Consider the following 25,106-nt stretch of genomic DNA (forward strand, 5'->3'; position numbering starts at 1 on the left):
ATAAAAAAAAGGCACTAAATGTAGATTTAGTGCCTTTTTTATGTTTAAAACTCAATGAATATTATTCCTTAATAATCTTTTTAGAAATCGCCCCTGATCTGGTTTTTATTGTAATGACATAAACAGCGCTTGGGAATTTATTTAGGTTAATGATTTGAGATTTTGCTTTATCAGTTGTCTCAAATAACATTTTCCCATTCATATCAAAAAGAGCAATTCTCTCTGCCTCATTTTGAAGGTTGATATTCACTACATCTTTTGTTCGTGTCGGGTAGATTTTTACATCGTCTTTAATTGAATTATTTACAGACATCGTAGCTATTTTCTTAGTTCCAGTTGCAACCAAAGCAAAATCTTGTGTCGCTGGATTCCCATCTTGGTTCACAAGAGAAGTCTTATTTCCTACTTCTATTCTATAGATTGCTCCTGCTGTCGGGCTGTCTATGACAACTTGTTCCACATTGTCCACTGTATTATCACCTTTTGTGGCATTGGCATTTGGATCATTGATGTCCAATCTCCAAGGATAATAAATTGCACCAGAACTTACCTCTACTACTCTCAGATCCAGATCATTCACAAGCCTGGAAGCGTGATTATTCTGCATATCATCATCTGTTATAAAAGGTACAGCAGCGGGGTCTACCCATGAGATGCTTACCTTAAGTGGCTCAGATCCTGTAGCCTGTATTTCTTTAGTAAATACATTCCCAGACTGTAACGTATTTCTACTAAAAACAGCATCCTCAGTTAATTTATTTACTAAAACCTGAGCAGCTTTTTTAGCATCCACAAGCCCCCATCCATACCAGACATCAGGCCCGGGCCTTCCTGCTTCGTTGGCTGTATGCGTTAACAACGCTTTCATTTCATCTGCCTTGAAAATAAATGTACTGTTACTTTGTAAATTCCTTTGAACCTGGGTCAATGCTCCGGCAACTCCACTGACCACTGCCGCCGAATATGAGGTCCCGAGAGAAACCAAATAAGAATTATTTACACTATTAGAGGTATAATTTGGCATGATCATATCAACACCAACTGCCACTAAGTCTGGTTTTACAGCACCATCTTTTCTTGGTCCTGCACTTCCAGAAGAATATTTGACAACATCAGAAGATTGCGTATATTTTTGTCCGGTAGTAGTCAATTGATTTACAGCACCTACAGTAATAATATTTTTAGCTAAAGAACCATAACCTACACAATTATAGCCAAGACTACAATTGGCAGGCGGCAGCTCATCACCTGAAGCAAATTGCACCCAATTTCCCGCTACCGTATCATATCTATATTTTACAGAAGATGCATTAGGACCAATTCCGTAATAGTTGCCTGTAGATTTTATAATGATCTGATTTGGTTGGGAATATACGATCTTATCAAATTTAGAATCATCTGTTCCATAAGTACCAGAGTAAGTATCAAGATGACTAAAATCGTAATTGCCATACCAATAGTATGTATTAGCAGCACCAGGCTTATTCCATCCATTATTCGCACCATAAGAATGGTTTGAAATATTAAGATCTGATAAACTTGTTAATTTTTCAAACTTATCGCCTAAAGCTGTCGTTGAGAACAAATAATTATCTGTAGCAGCTTGAGGCAAAACTCCTTTTGCATTGGCTTTTGGATAAGGAACACTATTTTGGGTAAAATTTCCGGTGGCCGTCCCATTGCCTATAATTACCCCCGTTACATTAGTGGTATGCGCACTCTTAGCCAAAGTAGAAGCTTCTTTGTTTACAGCTCTACTTGTAGTGAATTGCTCATGAGTATCATGCACCCTGCCTTCATCAAAGACCGTAATTTTCACCCCATTTCCAGTAATAGCAGAAACTCCGGGAATAGTTCCATTTTGCAGTTCATCAACATTGGCCGTAGCATTGGCTCCGGTTTCCTCGGCAGAATAAAATATTGGTATAACTCCTGTAAAACCGGCGAGTCTGCTTTTGAGATCTTCTTTTTCTTTATCAGAATATCTTCCTGTGTTGGTCAGAAAATACTGATCTAATTTTTTTTCATTCTCCAGACGTTGTTGTCTGAACTCATTTCTTAATTTAAGATCTTGAGCATTAGAAAAATAAAAAGAGAACAAAAAACTTATACTGAATAAAATTTTTTTCATTATCGTTATTTTTTGCAAAGATAAAAAATACTTAAATGAAATACATTTTTAAGTATATAACTATTTATTCCTGAATTTTTTAAAAGTTTCTTCAAAGTGAAGTTTCAAATTGCCAATATCATCATCACTACAATATCCGTATTTCAGGATATGCCCTGTCCTGAACTTCTGAAGTGAATAATACAAGAACGAATTGATCTCGGAAAAGCCCAATCCCATCGAAATAAAATAATCATCCTTAAAATTTTCCCTGATCCAATCTATAAGATCTGTCAAGGTCCATTTGTCATGAATCTTTCCAAAACTGATTCCCCCGCCAACAGGTTGTACAAATTCTCCGTGTCTTGGTTTTAGTAATTCCTCACTGGAAGGTGCTTTGAAATAGACCTTCAAATCATTATTCAAAGTGGTTTTTTTCTTATTTTCATCAAAAAGTTTAGAATCTTGGCGCAAATCTCCGGATAATTTTTTTCTGACCTCTACTTCTTCTATCTCTATCGCTAGTTTATTAATATGAATGAGCAAGTCATTTTGATTTTTTACAGTTATCATTTTCCGTTCATAACCGTCTTTCAAAAATCTAATTTCATTTCCAGGATCAGCATCAATGAAAAACTGACCTTGAATATCAGAATAAGCTTTTTTCTGAGAATTAATATTGATAACCAAAACCTGGCTCACAGATACAGAATCAGAAATAATCTTTCCCCTGATCAGCTGAGAAAAAATAAAATGTGAAATGAATAAAAGTGTAACTGGTAAAAGTTTTTTCAAAGGCTATTTTTCATCAAAAATAAATTTAATTTCAACTGATAAAATAGATTTAACCAGCATTAACTTTTTTATGAAGAATTAACAAAATAGGACTTAAAACCTATTTTTTAATCTTTTTTAAAACACTAACTTTACGCAAATTTCTATGTAGATGTATTTAGTTTTCGATACCGAAACCACTGGTTTACCCAAAAATTTCAACGCTCCGCTTTCAGATTCAGACAATTGGCCGAGAATGGTCCAGATCGCCTGGCAGATCCACGATGATAATGGAAACCTGATCGAAAATCAAGATTATATCATCAAACCGGAAGGTTATGATATCCCTTTCAATGCTGCAAGAATCCACGGCATTACGACGAAAATCGCAAACGAGGAAGGCCGTGATCTGGAAGAGATTTTGGTTGAATTTTCTAAGGCTTTGGAAAATGTAAAAGTCGTTTCCGGACACAATGTAGAATTTGATTACAACATCGTTGGCGCAGAATTTTACCGAAAAAACATAAAAGATAATCTTCAGGAAAAACCAAAAGCCGATACAATGATACTTGGAACAGATTATTGTAAACTGGAAGGCGGACGAGGCGGAAAATATAAATCTCCAAAACTAGAAGAACTTTACGAAAAACTCTACGGACACAAATTCGATGAAGCGCATAATGCGGCAGCCGATGTGAATGCAACAGCGCAAGTTTTCTTCGAAATGATGAGAATTGGCGTAATCCCAACTGAAGTTTTGAAAATCAACGAAGCTCAATTAAGAGAATTTCAATCGCTCCATCCGGATCCGATAAAACCATTCGGAATTGTCATCAGAAGGCAAGTCGCGAGTTTCAATAATAAAAAGAAGCAAGTTGACATTACGAACATTGATGAGATCGATCTGGGTAAATATTTCCATTTTGACAATCACAGTGTTTTCTCGACTTTGACTGCGACTACGAATATCAATGACCTCATCAAAAAAGCTAAAGATGATAATTTCTCGGCTGTAGGTATTGTTGATATTGGAAATATGATGGGCGCTTTCAAATTTGTTACGGCGGTCGAGGCAGCTAATTCAGCAGTCACAAAAAAGCATAAAGAATATTTGGCAAGAAAAGCTGAGGCAGAAGAAAAAGGCGAGGAATTCAATGAAGAAGAGCCAGATTCCAATCAGCTGATTCCAATTGTAGGTTCAGAATTTTATATTTCGGACAGATACGAGCAAAAACAATTTACCAAAGACGATCCGGACAGACGGACACAGGTTGTTTTGCTCGCAAAAGATTTCGACGGTTATAAAAATTTGGTCAAATTATCAAGTATCGGCTTCCAGAAGGGATTTTATTTCGGAGTTCCGAGAATCAGCAGAGAGTTGATCGCACAATATAAAGAAGGATTGATTGCTTTGACATCCGGAATCAATGGCGACATTCCCAGCACAATCCTGAACATCGGAGAACAAAAGGGGGAAGAATTGTTCCAATGGTGGAAAGAGGAATTTGGCGACGATTTTTACGTTCAGATCCAAAATCATAATCTGCCGGAAGAGGAGCATTTGAATGAGGTGCTACTCCAATTTGCGGACAAGTACAATGTAAAGATCCTCGCTCAGAATGAAACTTTTTATACAGATAAAAGCGATGCGAATATTCAGGATATTTTAGCTTGCATCAAAGACGGCGAAAAATTATCAACGCCTATCGGAAAAGGATTCGGCAAAAGAAAAGGTCTGACTACTGATGAATATTATATTAAAAATGCGGAAGAACTGAAAGCTGCTTTTCTCGCTTATCCGGATGCTTTCGAAGCATATGATGAGTTTTTGGCAAAATTCAAACCCTATACCTTGAAGCGTGATGTATTGCTTCCTAAGTTTGATATTCCTGCAGAATTCATTAATCCGGAAGATGATATCGATGGCGGAAAACGAGGCGAGATGGCTTATCTAACGCATTTGACCTATGAAGGAGCAAACAAAAGATATAAGGAAACAGGAATCACTCCTGAAATAAAAGAACGTTTGGATTTTGAACTGGAAGTTATTGCCAACACTGGATATCCGGGTTATTTCCTGATCGTTCAGGATTTCTGTAACGAGGCCAGGAAAATGGGCGTTTGGGTCGGTCCCGGCCGTGGTTCGGCGGCAGGTTCGGCTGTTGCTTACTGCATCGGAATCACTAATGTCGATCCCATAAAATATGATCTACTTTTCGAGAGATTCTTGAATCCGGAAAGGGTCTCTATGCCTGATATCGATATCGATTTTGATGATGAAGGCCGTGATAAGATCATCAAATGGGTGGTTGAAAAATATGGTCAGGAGCAAGTGGCACAGATCATCACCTATTCAGTTTTAGGAGGAAAATCGGCAATTAAAGACGCTGGGCGGGTTCTGGATGTTTCGATTCCGGAAACCAATATGATTGCAAAATTAATTCCGCCAAGCCCGGGAATGAATATTGCCAAAGCCCTTTCAAAATACGATAAACTGAAACCTGAAGACCAGCAATTGGTGGATGAAATGAAAGCCATTCTTGCAGACCAAAATGACTCCAGATTTTCGGTTTTGGATAGTGCCAAGAAAATGGAAGGCTGTATCAGGAATACAGGAATCCATGCTTGTGGTGTGATCATCACGCCGGAACCTGTGAGCAATCTGGTTCCGATTACAATTGCAGCGAAAGATGCAGATATTTTAGTCTCTCAGTTCGATAACTCGGTGGCGGAAGATGCCGGTCTTTTGAAAATGGATTTCCTGGGATTAAGAACCTTGACCATTATAAAAGACGCTGTAAAGCTCGTCAAAGAACGTCACGGAATCGACATCGACCCAGATGCAATTCCGCTTGACGATGCAAAGACCTATCAATTATTCAAGGACGGAAGAACTATCGGGATCTTCCAATATGAAAGTCCCGGAATGCAAAAATATATGCGCGAACTGAAACCAACGGTTTTTGCCGATCTAATCGCCATGAACGCATTATACCGGCCAGGTCCTATAAAATATATCCCGAACTTCATTAATAGAAAACACGGAACTGAGGAAATCATTTACGACTTGCCGGAACTTGAGGAATATCTGGAAGAAACCTACGGAATTACGGTTTATCAGGAACAGGTAATGCTTCTGTCTCAAAAACTCGCCAATTTTACAAAAGGTGAAGCCGATACTTTGAGAAAAGCGATGGGTAAAAAACAGATCGATGTCCTTAATAAAATGTACCCGAAATTCATTGAAGGTGGAAGGAAGAACAACCTCAACGAAGAACGATTAGAAAAAATATGGAATGACTGGAAAGCCTTTGCAGAATATGCTTTCAACAAATCCCACTCGACTTGTTACGCCTGGATCGCTTATCAAACCGCTTACTTAAAAGCCAATTATCCCGCTGAATATATGGCAAGTGTAATGAGCAACAATATTAACAACACCGCTTCTATCACAATGTTTATGGAAGATTGCAAAGCGATTGGTGTGGATGTTTTGGGACCCGATGTAAATGAATCCCAGTACAAATTTTCTGTAAATGAGAAAGGGCAAATCCGTTTTGGGCTGGGTGCAATCAAAGGAATTGGAGAAGGACCAAGTGAAGCAATTACCAAAACCAGAGAAAATGGAAGATATAAAAACATCTATGATTTCTTTGAAAGGATTCCGCCTTCACAAGTCAATAAAAGAGTTGCTGAAAGCTTGATCATTGCTGGTGCTTTTGATGAACTGGATTCTTATCACAGGGGGCAATATTTCGACATCGACCAATCTGGAAGAACCAATATTGAAAGACTTTCTAGATATGGGCAAAGTTTTCAGGACAGCAAAAATGAGATGGAAAATTCGCTTTTTGCAGATTTTGCTGAGGAAGTTCAGATTGAACAACCAAAATTAGCGCCATGTGCGGAATGGCCAAATATGCACAAACTGAATAAAGAAAAAGAAATCATCGGTTTCTACCTTTCTGCACATCCATTAGATGAGTTTAAATACCAATTCCAATTTATGCAGGGCGTTCTTTCCAAAAAAGCAGTTCTGGAAGAAAAAAGAGATGACCTGCCTGTTCTGGAAGAAGTCGCGCCAATTTTAGAAAAAGATAGCAATCCAGACGAAGAAGTTCCGGATATTGTAGTTTCTGACGATTCGGGATTAGAGGAAGAAATTATCGAAGAGTCTACGAAAAAGGTAGAACCAAAAGGGAATTTCAACTTCCTGAATCTTGATGAGGTGGAGGCTTTCAAGGATTTGGCTTTCCCTACAAAAACGCCAGAACTTTTTGAAGAAAAGAAAAGCTGGAAAGACAAAATGAATGAAAAAGACAATACCAAAGAATATACCGTCGCCGGACTCATTACAGAATATAGAGTCGCAGACGGTTTCCGAAGTGGTGAAAAAGTAGCCTTCGTGATGTTGGAAGATTACACCGGCTCCTACTCTTTCCGTTTGGGAGACAGAGATTATATGCGGTTGAAAGACAAATTGGAAGTTCAGAGATTTGTCATTATGAAGATCAAGTACTCTCAAGGAAAAGATGGACGCGTATTTGTAAACGTAAACGAGGTCCTTGAACTGAAAGAAGCTTTTGACAGGTTTGCGAAAAGTTTGTCAATTGTTGTTCCATTAGATTCTCTGAGAAAGACGGATATTGAATTCTTCAGAGAAAATATCATTCAGAATCAAGGCGAGCAAAAGCTCAATTTCTTTATCAAGAATCCGGAAGACCAATCTGTTTTGGAAGTTGTATCAATGCAGCACAAGATCAATATCAATGAAAATCTTTTGGAGGTGATCCATCAAATAAATAATTATGAAGTTTTTCTGAATTAAACCGAAATTGTCACTAATCACGAAAAAAATTCAATAAAAAAAATCTATTTAATTAATTTTAAATAGATTTTTTTTCGAAGGAAAAGAGTTGTTAATTATGGAAAAACAACAATTTGACGAAAAAAAATAAATTAAAACCAAATTATAATGCTAAAAATTACAAATAAAATACTATATTTGTTTCAATTATAAAAATTAAATAATTATGAAGAAATTTTTACTTTCGTGCTCATTAGCACTTGGAATTGGAGCAAATGCCCAATACAACTACACAGCAGACCCTACTACGGATGCTAATTTGATTTATTTTGCTGCTACTCCCACAACAACTACTGGTTGTGTTGGCGGAGGCCTTTCACAAACAGGTAATGCCACCAATACGCAAATTGGCGCAGGTATCAACCTAACTACCCTAACTGATAGCGATCCTTCGCAAACTAACAACGGACAAGCTGCTACGATTACACTTTCTTACAAGAAAACAGGAACTGGTGCAGGTACTTTATACCTAGTATATTTCGACACAGATGCCGGCGGAACTACCTGGGGAGTTAATACTATCGCAAGTGCTTCAATAACATCCAGTACAGTAACAACATGTACAACTCTAACAGGAACAATACCCGCTGGAACACTGAAGCTGGACGGCTCTAAAGATTATGCTTATGGATATTTCTTTGTTAGAAGTTCTGGAAGCTCAACAATTGTAACTGCTGATTATAAAATTGTTCAGAACGTTGTAACTACCGCACCTTCATGTACAACTATTACATCTCCTACCAATGGCTCTGTCATATCAGCTGGGCAACCATCAATAACATGGACAGCGGCACCTACTGCAATAGATTACAAATTAACAATTGGTACCACTTCTGGAGGAAGTGAAGTATTCAATGGAACAGTAAGTGGCACCTCATATGCTTTCCCTGCGACTGTAAATACAACATATTATGCCAAAGTAGTACCATCTAACCTATCTGGTGACGCTACGGGATGTACAGAGATAACATTCAGTACAAACAATACGGTTTCATATTGTACAGCCAGCGGACCTGCAAGCGCACAATACGACAAAATAACCAATGTCACCTTTGCCAACATCAACAACACCTCTCCAGGAAGCACAACGCCTTACCCTCCAGGATACGAAGACTTTACTTCTGTTGTTGGTAATGTAAATAAGGAAAGTACCTATGGTCTTGTTGTGAAATCGGATAGAGTTTATGCCGGGGATGTTATCCGTGCATTCATAGATTACAATAATAATGGAACTTTTGGTGATGCTGGAGAATTAGTCGCTACGATCAACGTTACAGCAAATTCAACCACATACACTAGTGCAACTACTAATATTGCTATTCCTGCAACAGCAACAGAAGGAACAACACGTATGAGAGTACTGATTTATGACAGTACTGCAACGTTCGCTTCAACTTTAGCCACAACAGGTTGCGGAACTGCCACTTATGGACAAGTTGAAGATTACACTTTAAATATTGCTGGCCCAGTAATGGCTGTTTCAGATGTAAACAAAGGAGGAGTGACAGTATATCCAAACCCGTTCACTGATGTCCTTAAAATTTCTGATGTGAAAGGCGTGAAATCAGTTTCTATAAATGACGTATCAGGAAGAGAAGTTAAGTCACTTGCTCCGGCAGCTGAACTTAATCTTTCTAACTTGAAAGCAGGATTATACATTGTAAACCTTAAAATGGAAGATGGAAGCGTAAAAACTTTCAAGGCAATCAAAAAATAATTTTTAAATCACTTTATACTTAAACCGCTCATTCGAGCGGTTTTTTTATTAATGAAACCCAATAAATTTATCGTAATTATACACATATAGTTAATTGAATAAAAAAAACACAACATATAAGTAAAATTTATTAAAAATAATCATTAGTTTTGCGATAAGTTAAATAATTAAATAATTATGAAGAAATTTTTACTTTCGTGCTGCCTAGCACTTGGTATTGGAGCAAATGCTCAAATTACCTACAATGCAGATTTTGAAGATGCAGGAACTCCCGGTTACTCAACTACGCTGTATGGACAGTTTGGTGGAGGGTCCAGAACAGCTGCGGCCGCATGTAACGGAGCCTATGGCGGACAGTTAGCCATTAGCGCCACATATGCCCAAACAGGTTATATGGTAATATTGAATAATATTACGGGACAAACAAATAACGGACAAGCTGTAACTGTAACAGCCGGTTATAAAAAAGCCGCTGGAGCCGTTGGAACGTTAAGCATCGCATATATGGTACAAGACCCTGCAACTTCAACCTGGTCAGTTTATCCAGTAGGAACTGCAGCATCATTAACAAGTGCAGCGGTTACAACCTGCTCCACATTAAGCGCTACAATTCCGTCAGGAGCTTTACAACCCGACAAAACAACCGCAATTGGTGTTTGGTTTGTTAGATCTTCCGGAAGTGGAAACGTGTATGTTGACGACATTAATTTCCAACAAGCTACAGTTACAACTGCACCTGCTTGTACAACATTAACCACTCCTGTTAATGAATCTACAGTTTCCGCAGGGAACAGCGTATTTACATGGCCAACTGTTGCAACAGCTGTAAATTACAAATTATCAGTCGGTACAACGCCTGGAGGTTCTGATGTTTTGAGTACTACAGTTGCCGGAAACTCTTTAAATGTATCTTTACCTCCAAGTTCAACCTTATATGCTAAAGTTACACCTACAAATTCAGTTGGCGATGCAACAGGTTGTACAGAAATCACATTCAATACCAATAGTACAATTTCATATTGTGGACCGATCACCGCATCATCCACTGTATATCCAATATCATCGGTTACATTTAACGGCACCACAAAAACATCCGCTGCAACAACCGGAGGTCCAGCGTATGAAGATTACACAAGCACTGTTTTCAACGCAACTGTTGGTACTTCATATCCAATTTCCGTAACAGGAACAGGAGCTGCTGGAAACAGATTTGGAATGACAGTATTTGTTGACTGGAATGGCGATGGTGATTTTAATGATGCAAGCGAACAATATTTTACCACTTCACCTTTTGTAGGAAATAATATCGCTACAAATGTTTTAGCTGGAAACATACTTGTCCCTGCTAATACTACAGCCGGAAACAAGAGAATGAGAATAAAATACAACTTCAACTCTTCTACGACAGCTATAACCCCAGCATTATCAGACCCTTGTGCGAATATGGGCAACGGGCAAGTGGAAGATTACATCATTTCTGTAACAATACCTACCACAGCACCTACGTGTACAACGCTTGCCTCTCCAGCTAATGGAGCAACCAATGTGACTCCAAACCCAGCCGTATTGACATGGAATGGTGTTGAAGGAGCAAGTGGCTATAAACTTTACATCGGAACCACGTCCGGAGGAACAGATATTGCAAATGGAACTCTTGTTTCTACACCAACGTACAGCACAGTTTTAGCTTCTAATATAACTTATTATGTGAAAATTGTCCCTACAAACAGTATCGGAGATGCTACCGGTTGTACAGAAACATCTTTCACAACAGGTGCAGCAGTTTATTGTACTGCAAGTGCAACCAATGTCAGCACTTCTTTTGAGAAAATCGCTAACGTAACTTTTGCAGATATAAACAATAGCTCTACAGTATTTACTGGTTATTCAGACTATACTTCAGTTACAGGTAATGTAACAAAAGGTAATGCTTATACATTCACAGCTACTGGAAATGCAAACGCCTGGACAAGTGACATTGTGTTAGTATGGATTGATTATAATAAAGATGGCGTTTTTGATAATACTACAGAATTAGTATTGACATCAGCTATTGGAGTTGGTCCATGGACAGGTAGCATTACTATCCCTACAGATGCAGCAACAGGGACTACACGTATGAGAGTTCGTTTATCAGACTCTTCAACTGGTCACAATGCTCTTCCTTGTGGAACATCTACTTATGGAGAAGTTGAAGATTACACACTCAACATTACTGGCCCTACAATGGCTGTGTCAGATTTAAGCAAATCAAACATATCTGTTTATCCTAACCCATTCACAGATATACTTAAGATCTCTGATATAAAAGGAGTGAAATCTATCTCTATAAATGACGTATCCGGAAGACAAATTAAAACATTGTCCCCATCTGTGGAAATCAACTTATCCAATCTTAGACAAGGATTGTATATTGTTAATCTTCATATGGAAGACGGAAGTGTGAAATCTTTCAAAACAATCAAGAAATAAAAATTTCTTAATCTAATTAATAACAAAAAGCCACTCAATAGAGTGGCTTTTTGTTATTAATAAGCATTATTGCATTTTAATGTTAATATGCTTTCTCAAAAAGAAAAAAAACTTTATATTCGTATCAGTTTTAAATAAATTTATTAAATATGAAAAAAATTCTATTCTCTTGCCTTTTGGCATTAGGTATCGGAGTGAATGCTCAGTATGACTTCACTGAAGGTTTTGAAGAAGACATGATTGGTATGGGCCAATTTGGTGGTGGTGGCACAACCACTACCAATGTATGTAGTGGAGCTGTAGCGGGTTCACTTACTTATAGTGCTTCGGTAACACAAACAGGTTGGTTTGCTAATCTATTGGAAGTAGGAGATTATTATGGACAAGTAGATAACGGGCAAAAAATAGATGTAAGCTTTAAATATAGAAAAGCTGCAAACCTCACCGGAACGCTATATGTCATGTATGCCGTACAAAATGAAACTTCAGGAGCCTGGTCCATATATACAGTTGGAACTGGTGTTACATTAACAGCTCCAGCCGTTACAACATGTGGGACAGTTACTGCTACAATCCCAGCCGGTACATTTGAACCTGGCAAAGTCTATGGTATCGGTACTTGGATGGTAAGAACAGGAAGTACGACAGGCGCATTATATATAGATGACCTTGTCGTGAAGCAGGCTGTAGTTACAACAGCACCAGCTTGTACTGCATTTACATCGCCTACAAACGGAAGTACAATTTCTGCTGGTACTGTAGGTTTCACATGGCCATCTGTAGAAGGTGCTTCCAGCTATAAGGTAACTGTTGGAACATCTGCAGGAGCGTCTGATGTAGTAAATACAACTGTATTAGGAGCTTCTACTTCATTGAATGTTTCACTTTCTCCTAATACAACCTATTACACAAAAATAGTTCCTACAAACAACGTAGGTGATGCTACAGGTTGTCAAGAGATCACATTCACAACTAATAGTAACATAAGCCATTGCGGTCCTATTACCTCAACAGCACCTACTGCAATTGCACCGATTAAATCTGTTACTTTTGCAGGGGTTACCAATACTTCTGACCCTACAGCTACTACTATCGGCTCTTTCCCAGTACATCAGGATTTCACATCTACAGAATTTATTGTTAAAGATGATGTTACCACTCTGCCTATAACAGTATTAGGAGGAACTAATGGTAATGCTGTAAACGGATGGGCAACAGCAGTATTTGTAGATTGGAACAATGATGGAGACTTTGATGATGCCGGAGAATCATACTTCAACACTTTTGCTACCAAAGTTTATACTACCGGAACAACTGCTAACCCAGTTACTTTGACGGGTAATATTACAGTTCCTGGAGGAACTGCTCTTGGTAAGAAAAAGATGAGAGTGAAATACAACTACCAACCACCAACTTTCACTGAAATGAACACGCCGTTACAAACAGCTTGTACAACTATGATCAATGGTCAGGTAGAAGATTATACTATCGATTACCAAAGTGCTCTTGCTGTATCAGACGTGAACAAAAAAGGAATCTCTGTATATCCTAACCCATTCACAGATGTTCTTAAGATCTCTGATGTAAAAGGAGTGAAATCTGTTTCTGTGAACGATATCTCAGGAAGACAAGTTAAAACCCTTGCCGCTACAGAAGAACTTAACCTATCTAGCCTGAAAGCTGGTCTTTACATCGTCAACCTTCAAATGGAAGACGGAAGCGTAAAAACTTTCAAAGCAATCAAAAAATAATTCTAAGAATTATAAAGCCACATTTAGTCCGTGTCGTTTAAACGACACGGACTTTTTGATTATTTATTAACAAATCCATAGTATTTTTTAATTTTTTTTCTTAATTTGGTTAACAATTAAAATAATTATTATGAAAAAACTTTTATTCTCTTTTTCAATGTTGTGCATAGCCAACGTTGTCAATGCACAATGTGTAGATGGATATGCCTATCCCGAAGAACCAATTGCAATATCAACCTGTGACGGAACAACCGAAAACATTATTACCGACGATAGCTGGAGTGGTGAGTATGCTATCGTAAGCTTAACTGCAGGAAGAATCTATACATTCATCACTACAGAAGCGGATTACTACATTACTATTGCAACTCCGTCAGGAACACCCTTGGTTTATGGAAAAGGACCCTTAGTCTATTCACCAACAGCGAATGGCGAAGTCTATTTCTACACACATACAAGCGCAAATTGTGGAAGCACATGGTTTGATGATCACTCAAAAATTGTAATATGCTCCCCTCCTCCAACTACTGCTCCCAACTGTACTACCTACACTTTACCAAGCAATGGCGCAAACCCGAACGACCCTGTGACAATCAATTGGGCTATCGCATCCGGAGCAACTGGCTATAAATTATACCTAGGAACTAGCACCGGTAATTATAATATAGCAAATGGTATAAGCGTAACTGCGACCAGCTACACTATTCCTAGCCCTGCTGCCAACACAACATATTATGTAAAAATAGTTCCTCTAAATAATATAGGCGAAGCAACTGGATGTTCTGAAAGCAGCTTTGTTACCGGAGCATCAGATTATTGTACTTCAATTCCAACTAATATTGGCTTTAATGATGGCATTACAAATGTTACACTAAACGGAGAAACACAGAATATCAATAATACGACCACTACTGCTGCCGGGTCAGAATACACTAATTACTCTTCCACAATTGGAGCAGACCTTGCAAAAGGAAAAAGCTACAACCTAAGTGTTTCTGTAAATACTGATGGTGACTATACTCAATATCAAATTGCGTGGATCGATTGGAACCAGAATAAAGTGTTCGAAGATTCTGAGAGATACGACCTGGGAACTGCTACGAACGTAACCAGTGGATTAAGTTCTGCTTGCCCGTACAGCTTCACCGTTCCTTCTAGTGCTACTCTAGGAGATACAAGAATGAGAGTCAGAACTTTCTATTATTCCGGTAATGTAGAAAATCCTTGCATGAATGGTGATGATGGCGAAGTAGAGGATTACAAAATCACTGTACTTGATAATCTTGCTGTATCTGATGTAAACAAGAAAGGAATCTCTGTATATCCAAACCCATTCCATGATGTTCTCAAGATCTCCGATGTAAAAGGTGTGAAATCCATCTCTGTTAATGATGTTTCAGGAAGAGAGGTCAAATCTCTTGCACCGTCTGCAGAACTTGATCTATCAAGCTTGAAAACAGGATTGTATATCGTTAATCTTAAAATGGAAGACGGAAGTGTAAAAACCTTCAAAGCAATTAAGAAATAATTCTTAGAATTATAATATACCAAACCCGCTCGATCGAGCGGGTTTTTATTTTCCATTTCTTTCTCAAAACTAAAATCTATAATTAATTTTTTTGACCTACATTAAATACCTTATGTCATTATAAAAAGAATGACCTCTACAAAGCCCATGAAAAAAGGGATGTAGAGACATGTGAAAACGTCGAGACCTTTTAGTGAAAACCTCCCGTCGTTTTATGCAAAACGTCGAGACCTTTTTAGACAAACATCAAGAGGTTATTTGGAAAGAACTAAGAGCTTATTTTCAGTTATATTATTTTCCAATATTAAAACATATCATTAATAAAATATCAAAAGAGCTTCATCAAAAAAATCCTGTGAAATTCACAGGATCTTTTAATCATTATTTTAAAATCTATTTTACCAGATCTTGATTCTCTCTTCCGGCTTTTTGTAAAGCTTATCACCTTCTTTCACATCAAATGCTTTGTAGAAAGCCTCTGTGTTGACCAAAGGTCCAAAACTTCTGAAGAATCCCGGAGAGTGCGGATCCGTCTTAACTTGGTTCGTAAGATATTTTTCTGTTGACAAAGTTCTCCAAACTGTTGCCCAGCTAAGGAAGAATCTCTGATCTGGGGTGTACCCATCGATCTTCCCTGGGTTACCTTTATCTTTAAGATACATTTGTAGTGCATCATAAGCAATGTTAACTCCACCCAGGTCGGCAATGTTCTCCCCATTTGTGAAAGTTCCGTTCACATGAACATCTTTTGCCGGTTCATATTTGTCATATTGTGCAGCAAGACTTTTTGTAGCTTTTTCAAAGTTGGCCTTATCTTCCGCAGTCCACCAGTCTTTCAGGTTACCATCTCCATCAAACTGGGCACCACTGTCATCGAATCCGTGTGTCATCTCATGACCGATCACTGCACCAATTCCTCCGAAGTTAACCGCTGCATCAGCATTTGGATTGAAGAAAGGTGGCTGAAGGATCGCAGCTGGGAAAACAATCTCGTTATTAACCGGATTGTAATAAGCATTTACCGTTTGCGGAGACATACCCCACTCTGTTTTATCTACAGGTTTGCCTACTTTTTCCAACTCTTTGCTGTAATGCCAGCTTTCCACATTTTTCAGGTTAGAATATAATGTTCCTCCATCCTTTTCAGATCTAAGGGTCAATTTGGAATAATCTTTCCATTTGTCAGGATAAGCAATCTTCACAGTGAATTTATTAAGCTTATCAAGAGCTTTCTGCTTTGTAGTAGAAGACATCCAGGTCAAGTTGTTGATATGAGCACCAAAACTTTTCTTAAGATAATCTATATAAGTAAGCATCTGAGCTTTTGCTTCCGGGGTAAAATATTTATCAACATAAACTTTACCGAAGGCCTCTCCAAGAACGCCATTGATCAAAGACAAGGCTCTCTTGTTAAGTGCTCTTTGTTCCTGTTGCCCTTGTAGATACTTGCTGTAAAAATCAAACTTGAGATCGTCCAATTTTTGATTAAGATAACCAGCACTTCCGGAAGTCAAATGAAACTTAAGATAATCTTTGATCAAAGGGATATTCTTTTCAGTCAAGAATGTATCTAGATTTTTATAATAGTTGATCTCCCCAATAATCACTTTATCAGTTTTCACACCTGCTTCTGCAAGATATTTTGGAAGGTCTATGTTTTTCACCAAAGTTTTCAGTTCCGGCAATGTCTTTGGGTTGTATTGTAGATTGGCATCACGGATCTGTTCATTGGTCAATAGTGTTTTTGCCATTTTCTTTTCAAAATCCACGATTTGCCCGGCAACTACATCGGCATTTTTGTATCCTATTTCAGTTAGAATCTTGGCTACATATTTTTTGTACTCTGCAATTGTCTCGGCATTTTTCGGGGATTCCTTCTGATAATAATCTCTACCAAGACCGAAAGAGGCATCTCCAAGATAGACCGCATTCATTTTAGAATCCTTCAAATCCCCGTCAACACCCCAGCCATAAAACGCATTCTCACCATTTTTGGTCGCTTCGGTAAGATATTTTTGAAGATCGGACAAGTTTTTAATGGCATCAATTTTTGCAAGATCTGCTTTTATTGGATTAAGTCCATCAGCATTACGTTTGTTCATATCCATATAAGTCTCATAAAGCGCCTGTATCTTCTGCCCCTCTGATCCTGTTGCAAATTTTTCTTTCAGGATGTTATCCAAAAGCCCCAGAGAATTGTTGTCTGTAGTTTCTCTAAGCTGTGTGAAAGAACCCCAGCTTGGTTTATCCGCAGGAATCTTTGCTGTTTTCATCCAAGTTCCGTTCACATAATTATAAAAATCATCTTGCGGACGAATGGAAGTATCCATATAATTAAGTTCCAAAGCAGGTTGTTTGGTCTGTGCAAAAGTAAGGCTGGAAAGTGATGCCAGCATCAATACACTTAATGAGGTCTTTTTCATTTTATAGATAATAATATTTAAGTTGATATGTCTTTTATGATCATGATTTGTTACAATAGAAATAGACATTATGAAATGTAAAAATAACAATCTTTAAAATTAATGCAAGGAGTATAAACCACTTACAACTAAATCTTTACATAAAATCTCTGATTAGAAAATCTATTTCTTCAATTAATTTATAGAATGTATAGGATTTTAATTATCAGAACCTTATTTTTACGGTAAAAACATAATTAAATTCTTTCATCAATGCATCATAATTTATTGTTGATACTTGCTTTACTTTTTTCTGTTTTCATGATGGTAATGGTAGCAAAAAAAATGAAGATCGCCTATCCTATTTTCTTGGTCTTAGCTGGATTAATAATCAGTTTTCTGCCTGGAATCCCGGAGATAGAACTTGACCCCGAGCTGGTCTTCCTGATCTTTCTTCCACCATTACTTTACGAAGCCGCATGGTACACCTCCTGGAACGACTTCTGGAAATGGAAAAGACCAATTTCCTTATTGGCATTCGGGTTGGTTTTTGCAACCTCCTTGATTGTCGCTTATCTTTCCCAAGCAATGATTCCGGGGTTTACATTAGCACTTGGTTTTCTATTAGGGGGCATTATTTCTCCACCAGATGCAGTTGCTGCAACATCCGTCCTTAAGGGATTGCCTGTCCCAAAGAGAATCGTAAGTATTCTGGAAGGTGAAAGCTTGGTCAATGATGCATCATCACTAATCGTTTTCCGATTTGCTTTGGCGGCTATACTGACCGGCAGCTTTTCTATGCATGAGGCTGTGGGACAGTTTTTTCTGGTAGCAGGAATGGGAATTGTGGTTGGATTGATCGGTGCTGGAATTATGTATCTTATTCATAGATTTTTACCTACAACATCCGCTATTGACGCTGCATTGACGATAATGACACCTTACATGCTGTATCTAGGTGCGGAGCAATTTCATTTCTCCGGAGTGATGGCCGTGGTTACGGGTGGGCTTTTCATCTCCTACAGGTCCCATGAGATCTTCAAAAACGGAAATACCCGTCTTAATATGCTGGGGGTATGGACAACTGTTATTTTTGTAATGAACGCCATGGTTTTCATTCTTATCGGGCTATCCCTTCCCTCTATCATTCATGGTCTGGAAGAGGCATCGTTGATAGAAGGTATCAAATATGGCGTTATCATCAGTATTGTTGCTATTGCTATTCGTTTTTTATGGATCTATCCAGCTGCATTTGTTCCGAGATGGCTTTTCAAATCGGTGAGAAGAGAACAATCTCCGGGCTGGAAAGGGCCACTTGTCATCGGCTGGGCAGGAATGAGGGGGGTTGTTTCACTTGCAACTGCACTTTCTATTCCTTTTACATTGGCAGACGGAACAGCTTTTCCTCATAGAAACCTGATTCTATTTATAACATTCATCGTAATTTTTATAACATTGGTGATTCAGGGACTTACATTACCTTTTATTGTAAAAAAACTCGATATGCCATCCATGGATGTTGTCCTGCCGCAGGAACAACAGGAGGCTCAGATACAGATCAGATTGAATCGGCTTGCTCTCAGTCATATCAATACTAATTATTCTGATATCATTGACAAAAGCAATCTTTTGAAAAATTATCAAACTCAGATCTCTATTGAAACCGAGAATACAGAAAATCAGCTCGACCTTTTGGAATGTAACAATTGTACAACACAGGAGATTGATAAATTCTCCGAAATCCTTAAGGAAATCTACGACAAGCAAAGACTCGAGATCTTCCAAATGAGACGCGAAAAGTACTATGACGATGAGGAAATCCGAAAAGCAGAATTACAGCTTGACCTGAACGATCTGAAAATAAATCCTAACTTCCATTAATAAAAAGAGCTTCCAGATTTGGAAGCTCTTTTCAATAAACCGGTATTGTGTTTCATCTCTTGAATTTCTAAAAGAATAGCTTAACATATCTATCTTATTACTGGTCTATCAGAAAAGCATCATATTCCTGACCTTTATTATTTTTTCATTTTCTTTAGCATCAGAATTTGAAAATAATATATCTATTACTGACTGCAGAGCACAATAATCACTGGTCTCAATGTGCTTTCTGATCTCCAGAATTTTCTCCTTAGAGATAAACATCCCAGAGGCTGATAACTCATCCTCCAATAATGAAATAAAATCCTCTAAATACTCAAATCCATCGTTACCGTATATTTTTTCATCCATTTTTATAAAGCTGTTTAAGGAATTTATATTCACTCATTATATTAGTTTTGCCATTTCCCTTTTACAGGATAAATTATGTAAATCGAAAAAAATGGGTAATATTAATCTTCAAAATATTTTTTTGCATTTTGGAGTGACTGTTTCAATTCAGATATCTGCCCTTTGTTCAGCCCTGTTATTTTACAGTACAGTTTTTTTGTTTTCTGCTCTTTGGATCTTATAATTAACACAAGAGATGTGGTGAATAATCCATTACGGATGCTAAAACCGACCAACATATCGATTGGAAACTCTATAGATGTCACACCTGGATTTAATTTCCAGAAATAAGGTTGCTTTATGGATATAAACTGTTGAGAATTTTCATATTCAAAGAATCTAAGTTTTGAAATTGTATAAAAAGTCACGACAAAACCTACCATACAGATCATTAAAAATAAATGGTAAAATGATGCTGGTTTCAACATATATATGATAATTCCAAAAAAGGATAGGAGTACCAGTATGACAATCAATATTTTGATATAAAAATCAATAATCTTTTTGTTGTTTATCTTTTTCATCATTCTAGTTAAAAAATTAAGCCCTCTTCAGAAATATCTCTCTCATCATTTGTATATCTGATTTTATAAATAATAGAGGGCTTAAAGTTTAATTGATCATTATTACCTTTCTAAATAATCTTAACCATTGCTTTTTTTGAAAATTAAATTCACGGTTTCCAAAAGCTCCAGACGGTTCCGTTGTAAACAGCCAATTGTTTTTTGGTTGTATCATATACCATCATTCCGGTACTTGGATTGATAATATTGAGATGTGGACTGGCAACTTTGGGTAGGATCATGGCCTTGTTCGTATCGGTCAGCACCAAGATACCTTGCGTAGTGTCTGTCGCACCATTGACTCCAATGGCTGTTTTAGCAGTGGTCTTTTCTATTTTTTCAGGTCCTTGGATTATAGCATTTGCCTGACCATTGGCATCTACACTAAGGTCAAACCAATTCCCGTCTTTCAGATATTTTACTTTCTTATCTGCCATATCATAGATCACTGTACCGTCTTCTACTATGCCGCTTTTATCCTCGACATAGGGAAGAATCATTCCCCTGTTCTCTGCATCCGAGAATTCCAGAGAAACAGAGTTGTTGGTTAAAATAGCTTTTCCTATTGCTACTTGAGATTTTATAACAATGACAGGGAGCATCATTATTGTTACTATTATATTTTTCATTCTGTATTATTTATATGATGAAAATCGAAAATATTTTCAATTGATTGCTCATAATTTTCATTTTGAGTTGTATCATTAGATTGTTTATTCGGGACAGGTTTGCGTACCGAAACAATACCATCCCCAGGCAGTACCATTATTGGTATAAATTTTCAGGCATTTGTTCGTCGTATCATAGACCATCATACCTTCTACAAAATTGGTCGATTCTATTCCTACAGGATTACCTGAGGCATCAAAAGCCAATCTGTTTGGTACAAAACCTTTGGTTTTTGCTTCTAAAACCAACCATGCTCCTTTTCTTTCCATTGGCCAGTTATCTGGATCATCAGACCCCGCTCTATCTAACGAGCTGATACCCAATTTGCTGTCCAAAACAGGCCCGCCAGTGATAGCGCCAGGTTTGTAACAAATGTTATTGGTACAGATAATAGGCGTGTTACCATCCCCAGGAACCGTTATTACAGATGTTCTTGTATCTATATATGCAGAATATACTTTCAATGTTTGATCCCCTAGTGAAACAACACTTCCAATAGAAATTTTCACTTCATCAAAAGGTTTTGTTGCCTGGAAACCCGGTGTATAGATATCTGCAGGTGTACCAAACCATTGGGTGAAAAAAGAAAAATCTATTAAAGCATTACCACTTCTTTCTTCCTGGTAATTACCATCTAGATATGTAGTTACCTTAACATTGGGTAAAAAAGCACCGGAAAAAGGGAAATTCTGTTTATCTACCATAAATCCCGCAAATGTACCTATCGGTAAAGTTACTTTAGGGACAGCTATAGAGATAGATCCCGTAACACCAGCTGTCGCAGGCAAATGTATTGTTGCAAAATCTGTTTTGCTTGGGCTTACCGCATTCCAAACTTTATCAATACCATATCCTGCTGATGCTAAACCTTCATATCCAGTATTGGCAAATTCTATCACCGCAGGGATGGTAGGAGAAGTCGTAGTCGTGGGACCATCGGTAAGTACATAAGTACCATCGCATTGCAAAACTAGCGGACAAGTAGAAGAGGAAGTAGGACTGAAATCTCTTGCTACTACATTATAGATTCTAATCTCACCAGCAGAAGCGCCCGCAGCACGAGTTATCACATAACGCACCTCATCGAATGGTACGTGAGCCACTGTTCCTATTATCAAACGCTGGAAACCTCCTGAAACTACGGCAGTACTTAATCCGCCAGCAAGCTGGGTACCTGCACTCGTCTGTACCAGATTGCCGTTTCGGTACAATTCTATTTTATTTTGTTCGAAAGCGCCTGCCTGTGCTACATCTAATGTTTCAATGTCGAAACCGATATAAGTATCTTTAGGAAAATCACCAAAACCATTCGCTACACTGAAACCTAATCCAGAAAGTGCACTAGCACCAAGCTGCATTGTAGCATAGCTGTTTGGGTCGTTATCAATGGCGTTCTGAGAAAGACTGATAGAACTATTACCATCTACAAAAGCAGTAACTCCGGTTCTTTCTCCATTTACATATAATGGATATTTAGGAACGCTTATGTTTTCTATCTCATCACACTTAATAACAGGAGTTGCACAGAATCTTTCAATAACTGCCGAATAGATCTCCAAAACACCCGCACTGGCACTTGCAGCTTTATTTACTGTAAGCTTAACACCTGTAAATGGAGCATCAGAAGCAAAACCTAATATCTGACGATTAGCAGTCCCATTAAGAATAGATGTATGTAAACCGAAGAAACTTGAATTCATCACAGCTGAGTCTGCAACTGTTCCGTCTGCATTTAAAGTTGAAATAGTTATAGTACTACCTGCCAATTCTGCTGCAACAAGTGTAGGAAAAGCTACGTCAAAACCGGCAAAAGTACCAGCAGGATACAACTCATAAGTAGCATCTCCCGGGACACCAATTGCTTTACTACCATCTTGTACCGCTACCGAAGCATTGGTTATACCACCTATGGCAGTATACAATTTAGCTGGCTGATCGGTATTTGCTACAAGATTGTCCAAATCCTCAAAATAAGTATTCCCTGTCGCTACACCCGATACGCCGGTGTTTGCAGCATCAATAAACACAGGATAAACTGGTCTTTTAAGATTTGTAACGGTGTTACAAGCCTGAGCAGGTGCTGCGCAAAATGTTTCTATTACAGCACGGTAAACTTTTGTACTGGAGCCAGCAGACGCACCCGCTATCAGTTCTACAGTAATTCTTACCTCATCAAAAGCAGGGCTTTTAAAACCTATAATATACTTTCCATTATTGGGCGTAAAGAGGTTAGCTGCTAATACATTTGTGGTGCTATATCTATCTACTTCTATTCCATTTTTATAAGTACTGATGATAAAATTCTTACCCGCACTTGCTGTTGCAAAACTGTCGTCCTGAATTTCGAAACCGGCAAAAGTACCATCTGGGTAACCACGGTTAGTAGTATTATCTGGGTCACCAGGATTCGACTTTTGTCGTGAAATAACCGAGATGCCATAGTTAGAAAATAGCGATGCACCTGTGGCAGCACCTATTTCTGCATAATTGTTCAAATTTGTGTCTATCACATTTTGTACGTTGGTAATACCCGGGTTTCCAAGAGAAGCAGTAAGTATACTGGTACCAAGGGCTCTCGTATAGACCGGGTGGTTTTGTACACCATTCGGGGTAATCTCTCCGGCAATAAGACTTACCGGTGCCCCACACGTAATGGCAGCATCACAAAAACGCTGAACGATAGGGTAATAAATTTCTAGTGTGCCGACAGCAGCAGTTACATTCATCTGAATTTCAAATTCAACGGTATCAAACGGAAGGTCTGAAACTGCACCTACCGTTAGGAGACCACCACTGGCAGAAGCACTTAGAAATTCCTCATTCACGACATCTGAACCTTGCTGACTACCATTTAAATAGAATCTGAGCCTTTTTGTCACATTTACCCCTCCGGATACGGCATTCAGCTGATAAACACCGCCTCCAAAAGTACCGGCAGGATAGACCACGCCTTCGTCTTTTAAGGTACCCCTATAAGTTGCCAAACCGAGACTGATAAAAGGAATTGTACCATGGCTTGTAGGACCTGGATCTTCGTCTTCAAGATTAGGTACCAAATCAGGCCACGAAGTTGCAGGAATTAGGACAACGAACGGTGGTAACGGTATTGCAACCGCTGCATACCCTGTTGCTGTTACTCCCCTACCTGTAAGCGGTATTTGCGCATTACAGGTGGCAACTTTATCGCCAACAGTATCAAAACCGCCACCGGTACGGGTGTAGCGTTGCAGATAGACATTGTGTATCCTTTGGTTTAGTGTAGCAGTACCAACAGGATTTGCATTTGAAGCTGTTGAAACAAGCTGAACCTCCACCCTATCAAATGGTTTGTGAACGAAGAAACCAACATCTGTAATTCCTGTAAGAGCCCACCCTAAAGAAGTGCTTGTTTCTACCGGAGCAGGATCGGCTCCCAAATAGGTCTTTATAACAATACCACCGAGGCTAGCAACGGCAATACCTGTAGTATTTCTGCTGACATTTACCCCTACATAATACCCTGTAAATGGTGTAGTATTGTAAATATTGCCATCACTTACGCTGACGGGGGCAGCGGTATATTGTGTGCCAATCGTAAAAGGAACACTCGAAGAATATTGTGCATAATCTGTCGTTGCAAGATTGCTATCAACTATCCTAGGCGTATTTACCCATCCTGTTACTGGTGGAGCTGTTACTCCTGTGAAACCGGTCGGTCCTCCATTTACCCAAGCAACTTTTCCTGTAGCATCGGTAATGTCTTTATTAGTAGGAAATACCTTCACATCCTGAGAATAGACGGCTATGTTTCCTGCTAAAGCGATCAGCATCATAAGATGCCTACAAAAGCTTTTTGCTTTTTGCTTTAAATTGTTAAGATTCATCATATTTTGGTTTTTAGAAAATTAGATTTAGGTTTACAAGTCCTTTTTGGTCTAGTTCCTAAATTTTAAGGTTCCTGACCTTAAAATTTATACTGTCATACCGTTGGCACTCTTTTGGG

The 25,106-nt window shown here is 38.3% G+C and carries 13 protein-coding genes; 6 read left to right on the top strand and 7 right to left on the bottom strand.

Annotated elements, in window-relative coordinates:
• Positions 1–61: 61 nt before the first annotated feature.
• A complete protein-coding gene (locus tag K319_RS0116865; protein ID WP_027384671.1) occupies positions 62–2,131 on the bottom strand; it encodes a S8 family peptidase in 2,070 nt (689 codons plus the stop codon).
• A gap of 60 nt (positions 2,132–2,191) precedes the next feature.
• Complete coding sequence (locus K319_RS20675) at positions 2,192–2,905, bottom strand: hypothetical protein (RefSeq protein ID WP_051230770.1); 714 nt, start codon at positions 2,903–2,905, stop codon at positions 2,192–2,194.
• 151 nt (positions 2,906–3,056) lie between these two features.
• Here K319_RS20675 and dnaE point away from each other — a divergent pair, with 151 nt between their 5' ends.
• The 5 genes from dnaE (at position 3,057) to K319_RS0116895 (ending at position 15,219) form a co-directional block, all read left to right on the top strand.
• Positions 3,057–7,712, top strand: coding sequence for a DNA polymerase III subunit alpha (dnaE, locus tag K319_RS0116875; RefSeq protein WP_027384672.1), 4,656 nt, complete (start codon positions 3,057–3,059; stop codon positions 7,710–7,712).
• Positions 7,713–7,917: 205 nt separating this feature from the next.
• Entirely contained in the window at positions 7,918–9,468 is a 1,551-nt protein-coding gene (locus K319_RS0116880; protein WP_027384673.1) for a GEVED domain-containing protein, read from the top strand.
• Positions 9,469–9,645: 177 nt separating this feature from the next.
• Positions 9,646–11,940 (top strand): GEVED domain-containing protein, encoded by a 2,295-nt coding sequence (locus K319_RS0116885; protein WP_027384674.1) that lies wholly within the window; start codon positions 9,646–9,648, stop codon positions 11,938–11,940.
• Positions 11,941–12,089: 149 nt separating this feature from the next.
• A complete protein-coding gene (locus K319_RS0116890; RefSeq protein ID WP_027384675.1) occupies positions 12,090–13,691 on the top strand; it encodes a T9SS type A sorting domain-containing protein in 1,602 nt (533 codons plus the stop codon).
• Between the two features lie 130 nt (positions 13,692–13,821).
• Complete coding sequence (locus tag K319_RS0116895; protein ID WP_027384676.1) at positions 13,822–15,219, top strand: GEVED domain-containing protein; 1,398 nt, start codon at positions 13,822–13,824, stop codon at positions 15,217–15,219.
• A 398-nt stretch (positions 15,220–15,617) separates the two neighbouring features.
• Here K319_RS0116895 and K319_RS0116905 read toward each other — a convergent pair whose 3' ends face one another.
• Positions 15,618–17,615, bottom strand: a complete 1,998-nt coding sequence (locus K319_RS0116905) for a M13 family metallopeptidase (RefSeq protein WP_394330697.1) — start codon at positions 17,613–17,615, stop codon at positions 15,618–15,620.
• A 279-nt stretch (positions 17,616–17,894) separates the two neighbouring features.
• Here K319_RS0116905 and K319_RS0116910 point away from each other — a divergent pair, with 279 nt between their 5' ends.
• Complete coding sequence (locus K319_RS0116910; protein WP_027384679.1) at positions 17,895–19,502, top strand: Na+/H+ antiporter; 1,608 nt, start codon at positions 17,895–17,897, stop codon at positions 19,500–19,502.
• Between the two features lie 108 nt (positions 19,503–19,610).
• Here K319_RS0116910 and K319_RS0116915 read toward each other — a convergent pair whose 3' ends face one another.
• The 4 genes from K319_RS0116915 to K319_RS0116930 all read right to left on the bottom strand — a co-directional run bounded on the left by K319_RS0116915 (position 19,611) and on the right by K319_RS0116930 (position 24,990).
• Positions 19,611–19,853 (bottom strand): hypothetical protein, encoded by a 243-nt coding sequence (locus K319_RS0116915; RefSeq protein WP_027384680.1) that lies wholly within the window; start codon positions 19,851–19,853, stop codon positions 19,611–19,613.
• 101 nt (positions 19,854–19,954) lie between these two features.
• Complete coding sequence (locus K319_RS0116920; RefSeq protein WP_027384681.1) at positions 19,955–20,419, bottom strand: hypothetical protein; 465 nt, start codon at positions 20,417–20,419, stop codon at positions 19,955–19,957.
• A gap of 146 nt (positions 20,420–20,565) precedes the next feature.
• A complete protein-coding gene (locus K319_RS0116925; RefSeq protein ID WP_027384682.1) occupies positions 20,566–21,084 on the bottom strand; it encodes a hypothetical protein in 519 nt (172 codons plus the stop codon).
• A gap of 84 nt (positions 21,085–21,168) precedes the next feature.
• The gene (locus tag K319_RS0116930; protein ID WP_156907124.1) at positions 21,169–24,990 is read right to left on the bottom strand and encodes a hypothetical protein; all 3,822 of its coding nucleotides are present in this window, start codon (positions 24,988–24,990) and stop codon (positions 21,169–21,171) included.
• Positions 24,991–25,106: the final 116 nt, after the last annotated feature.

This window comes from Epilithonimonas caeni DSM 17710, assembly GCF_000426465.1.
GTDB lineage: Bacteria > Bacteroidota > Bacteroidia > Flavobacteriales > Weeksellaceae > Epilithonimonas > Epilithonimonas caeni.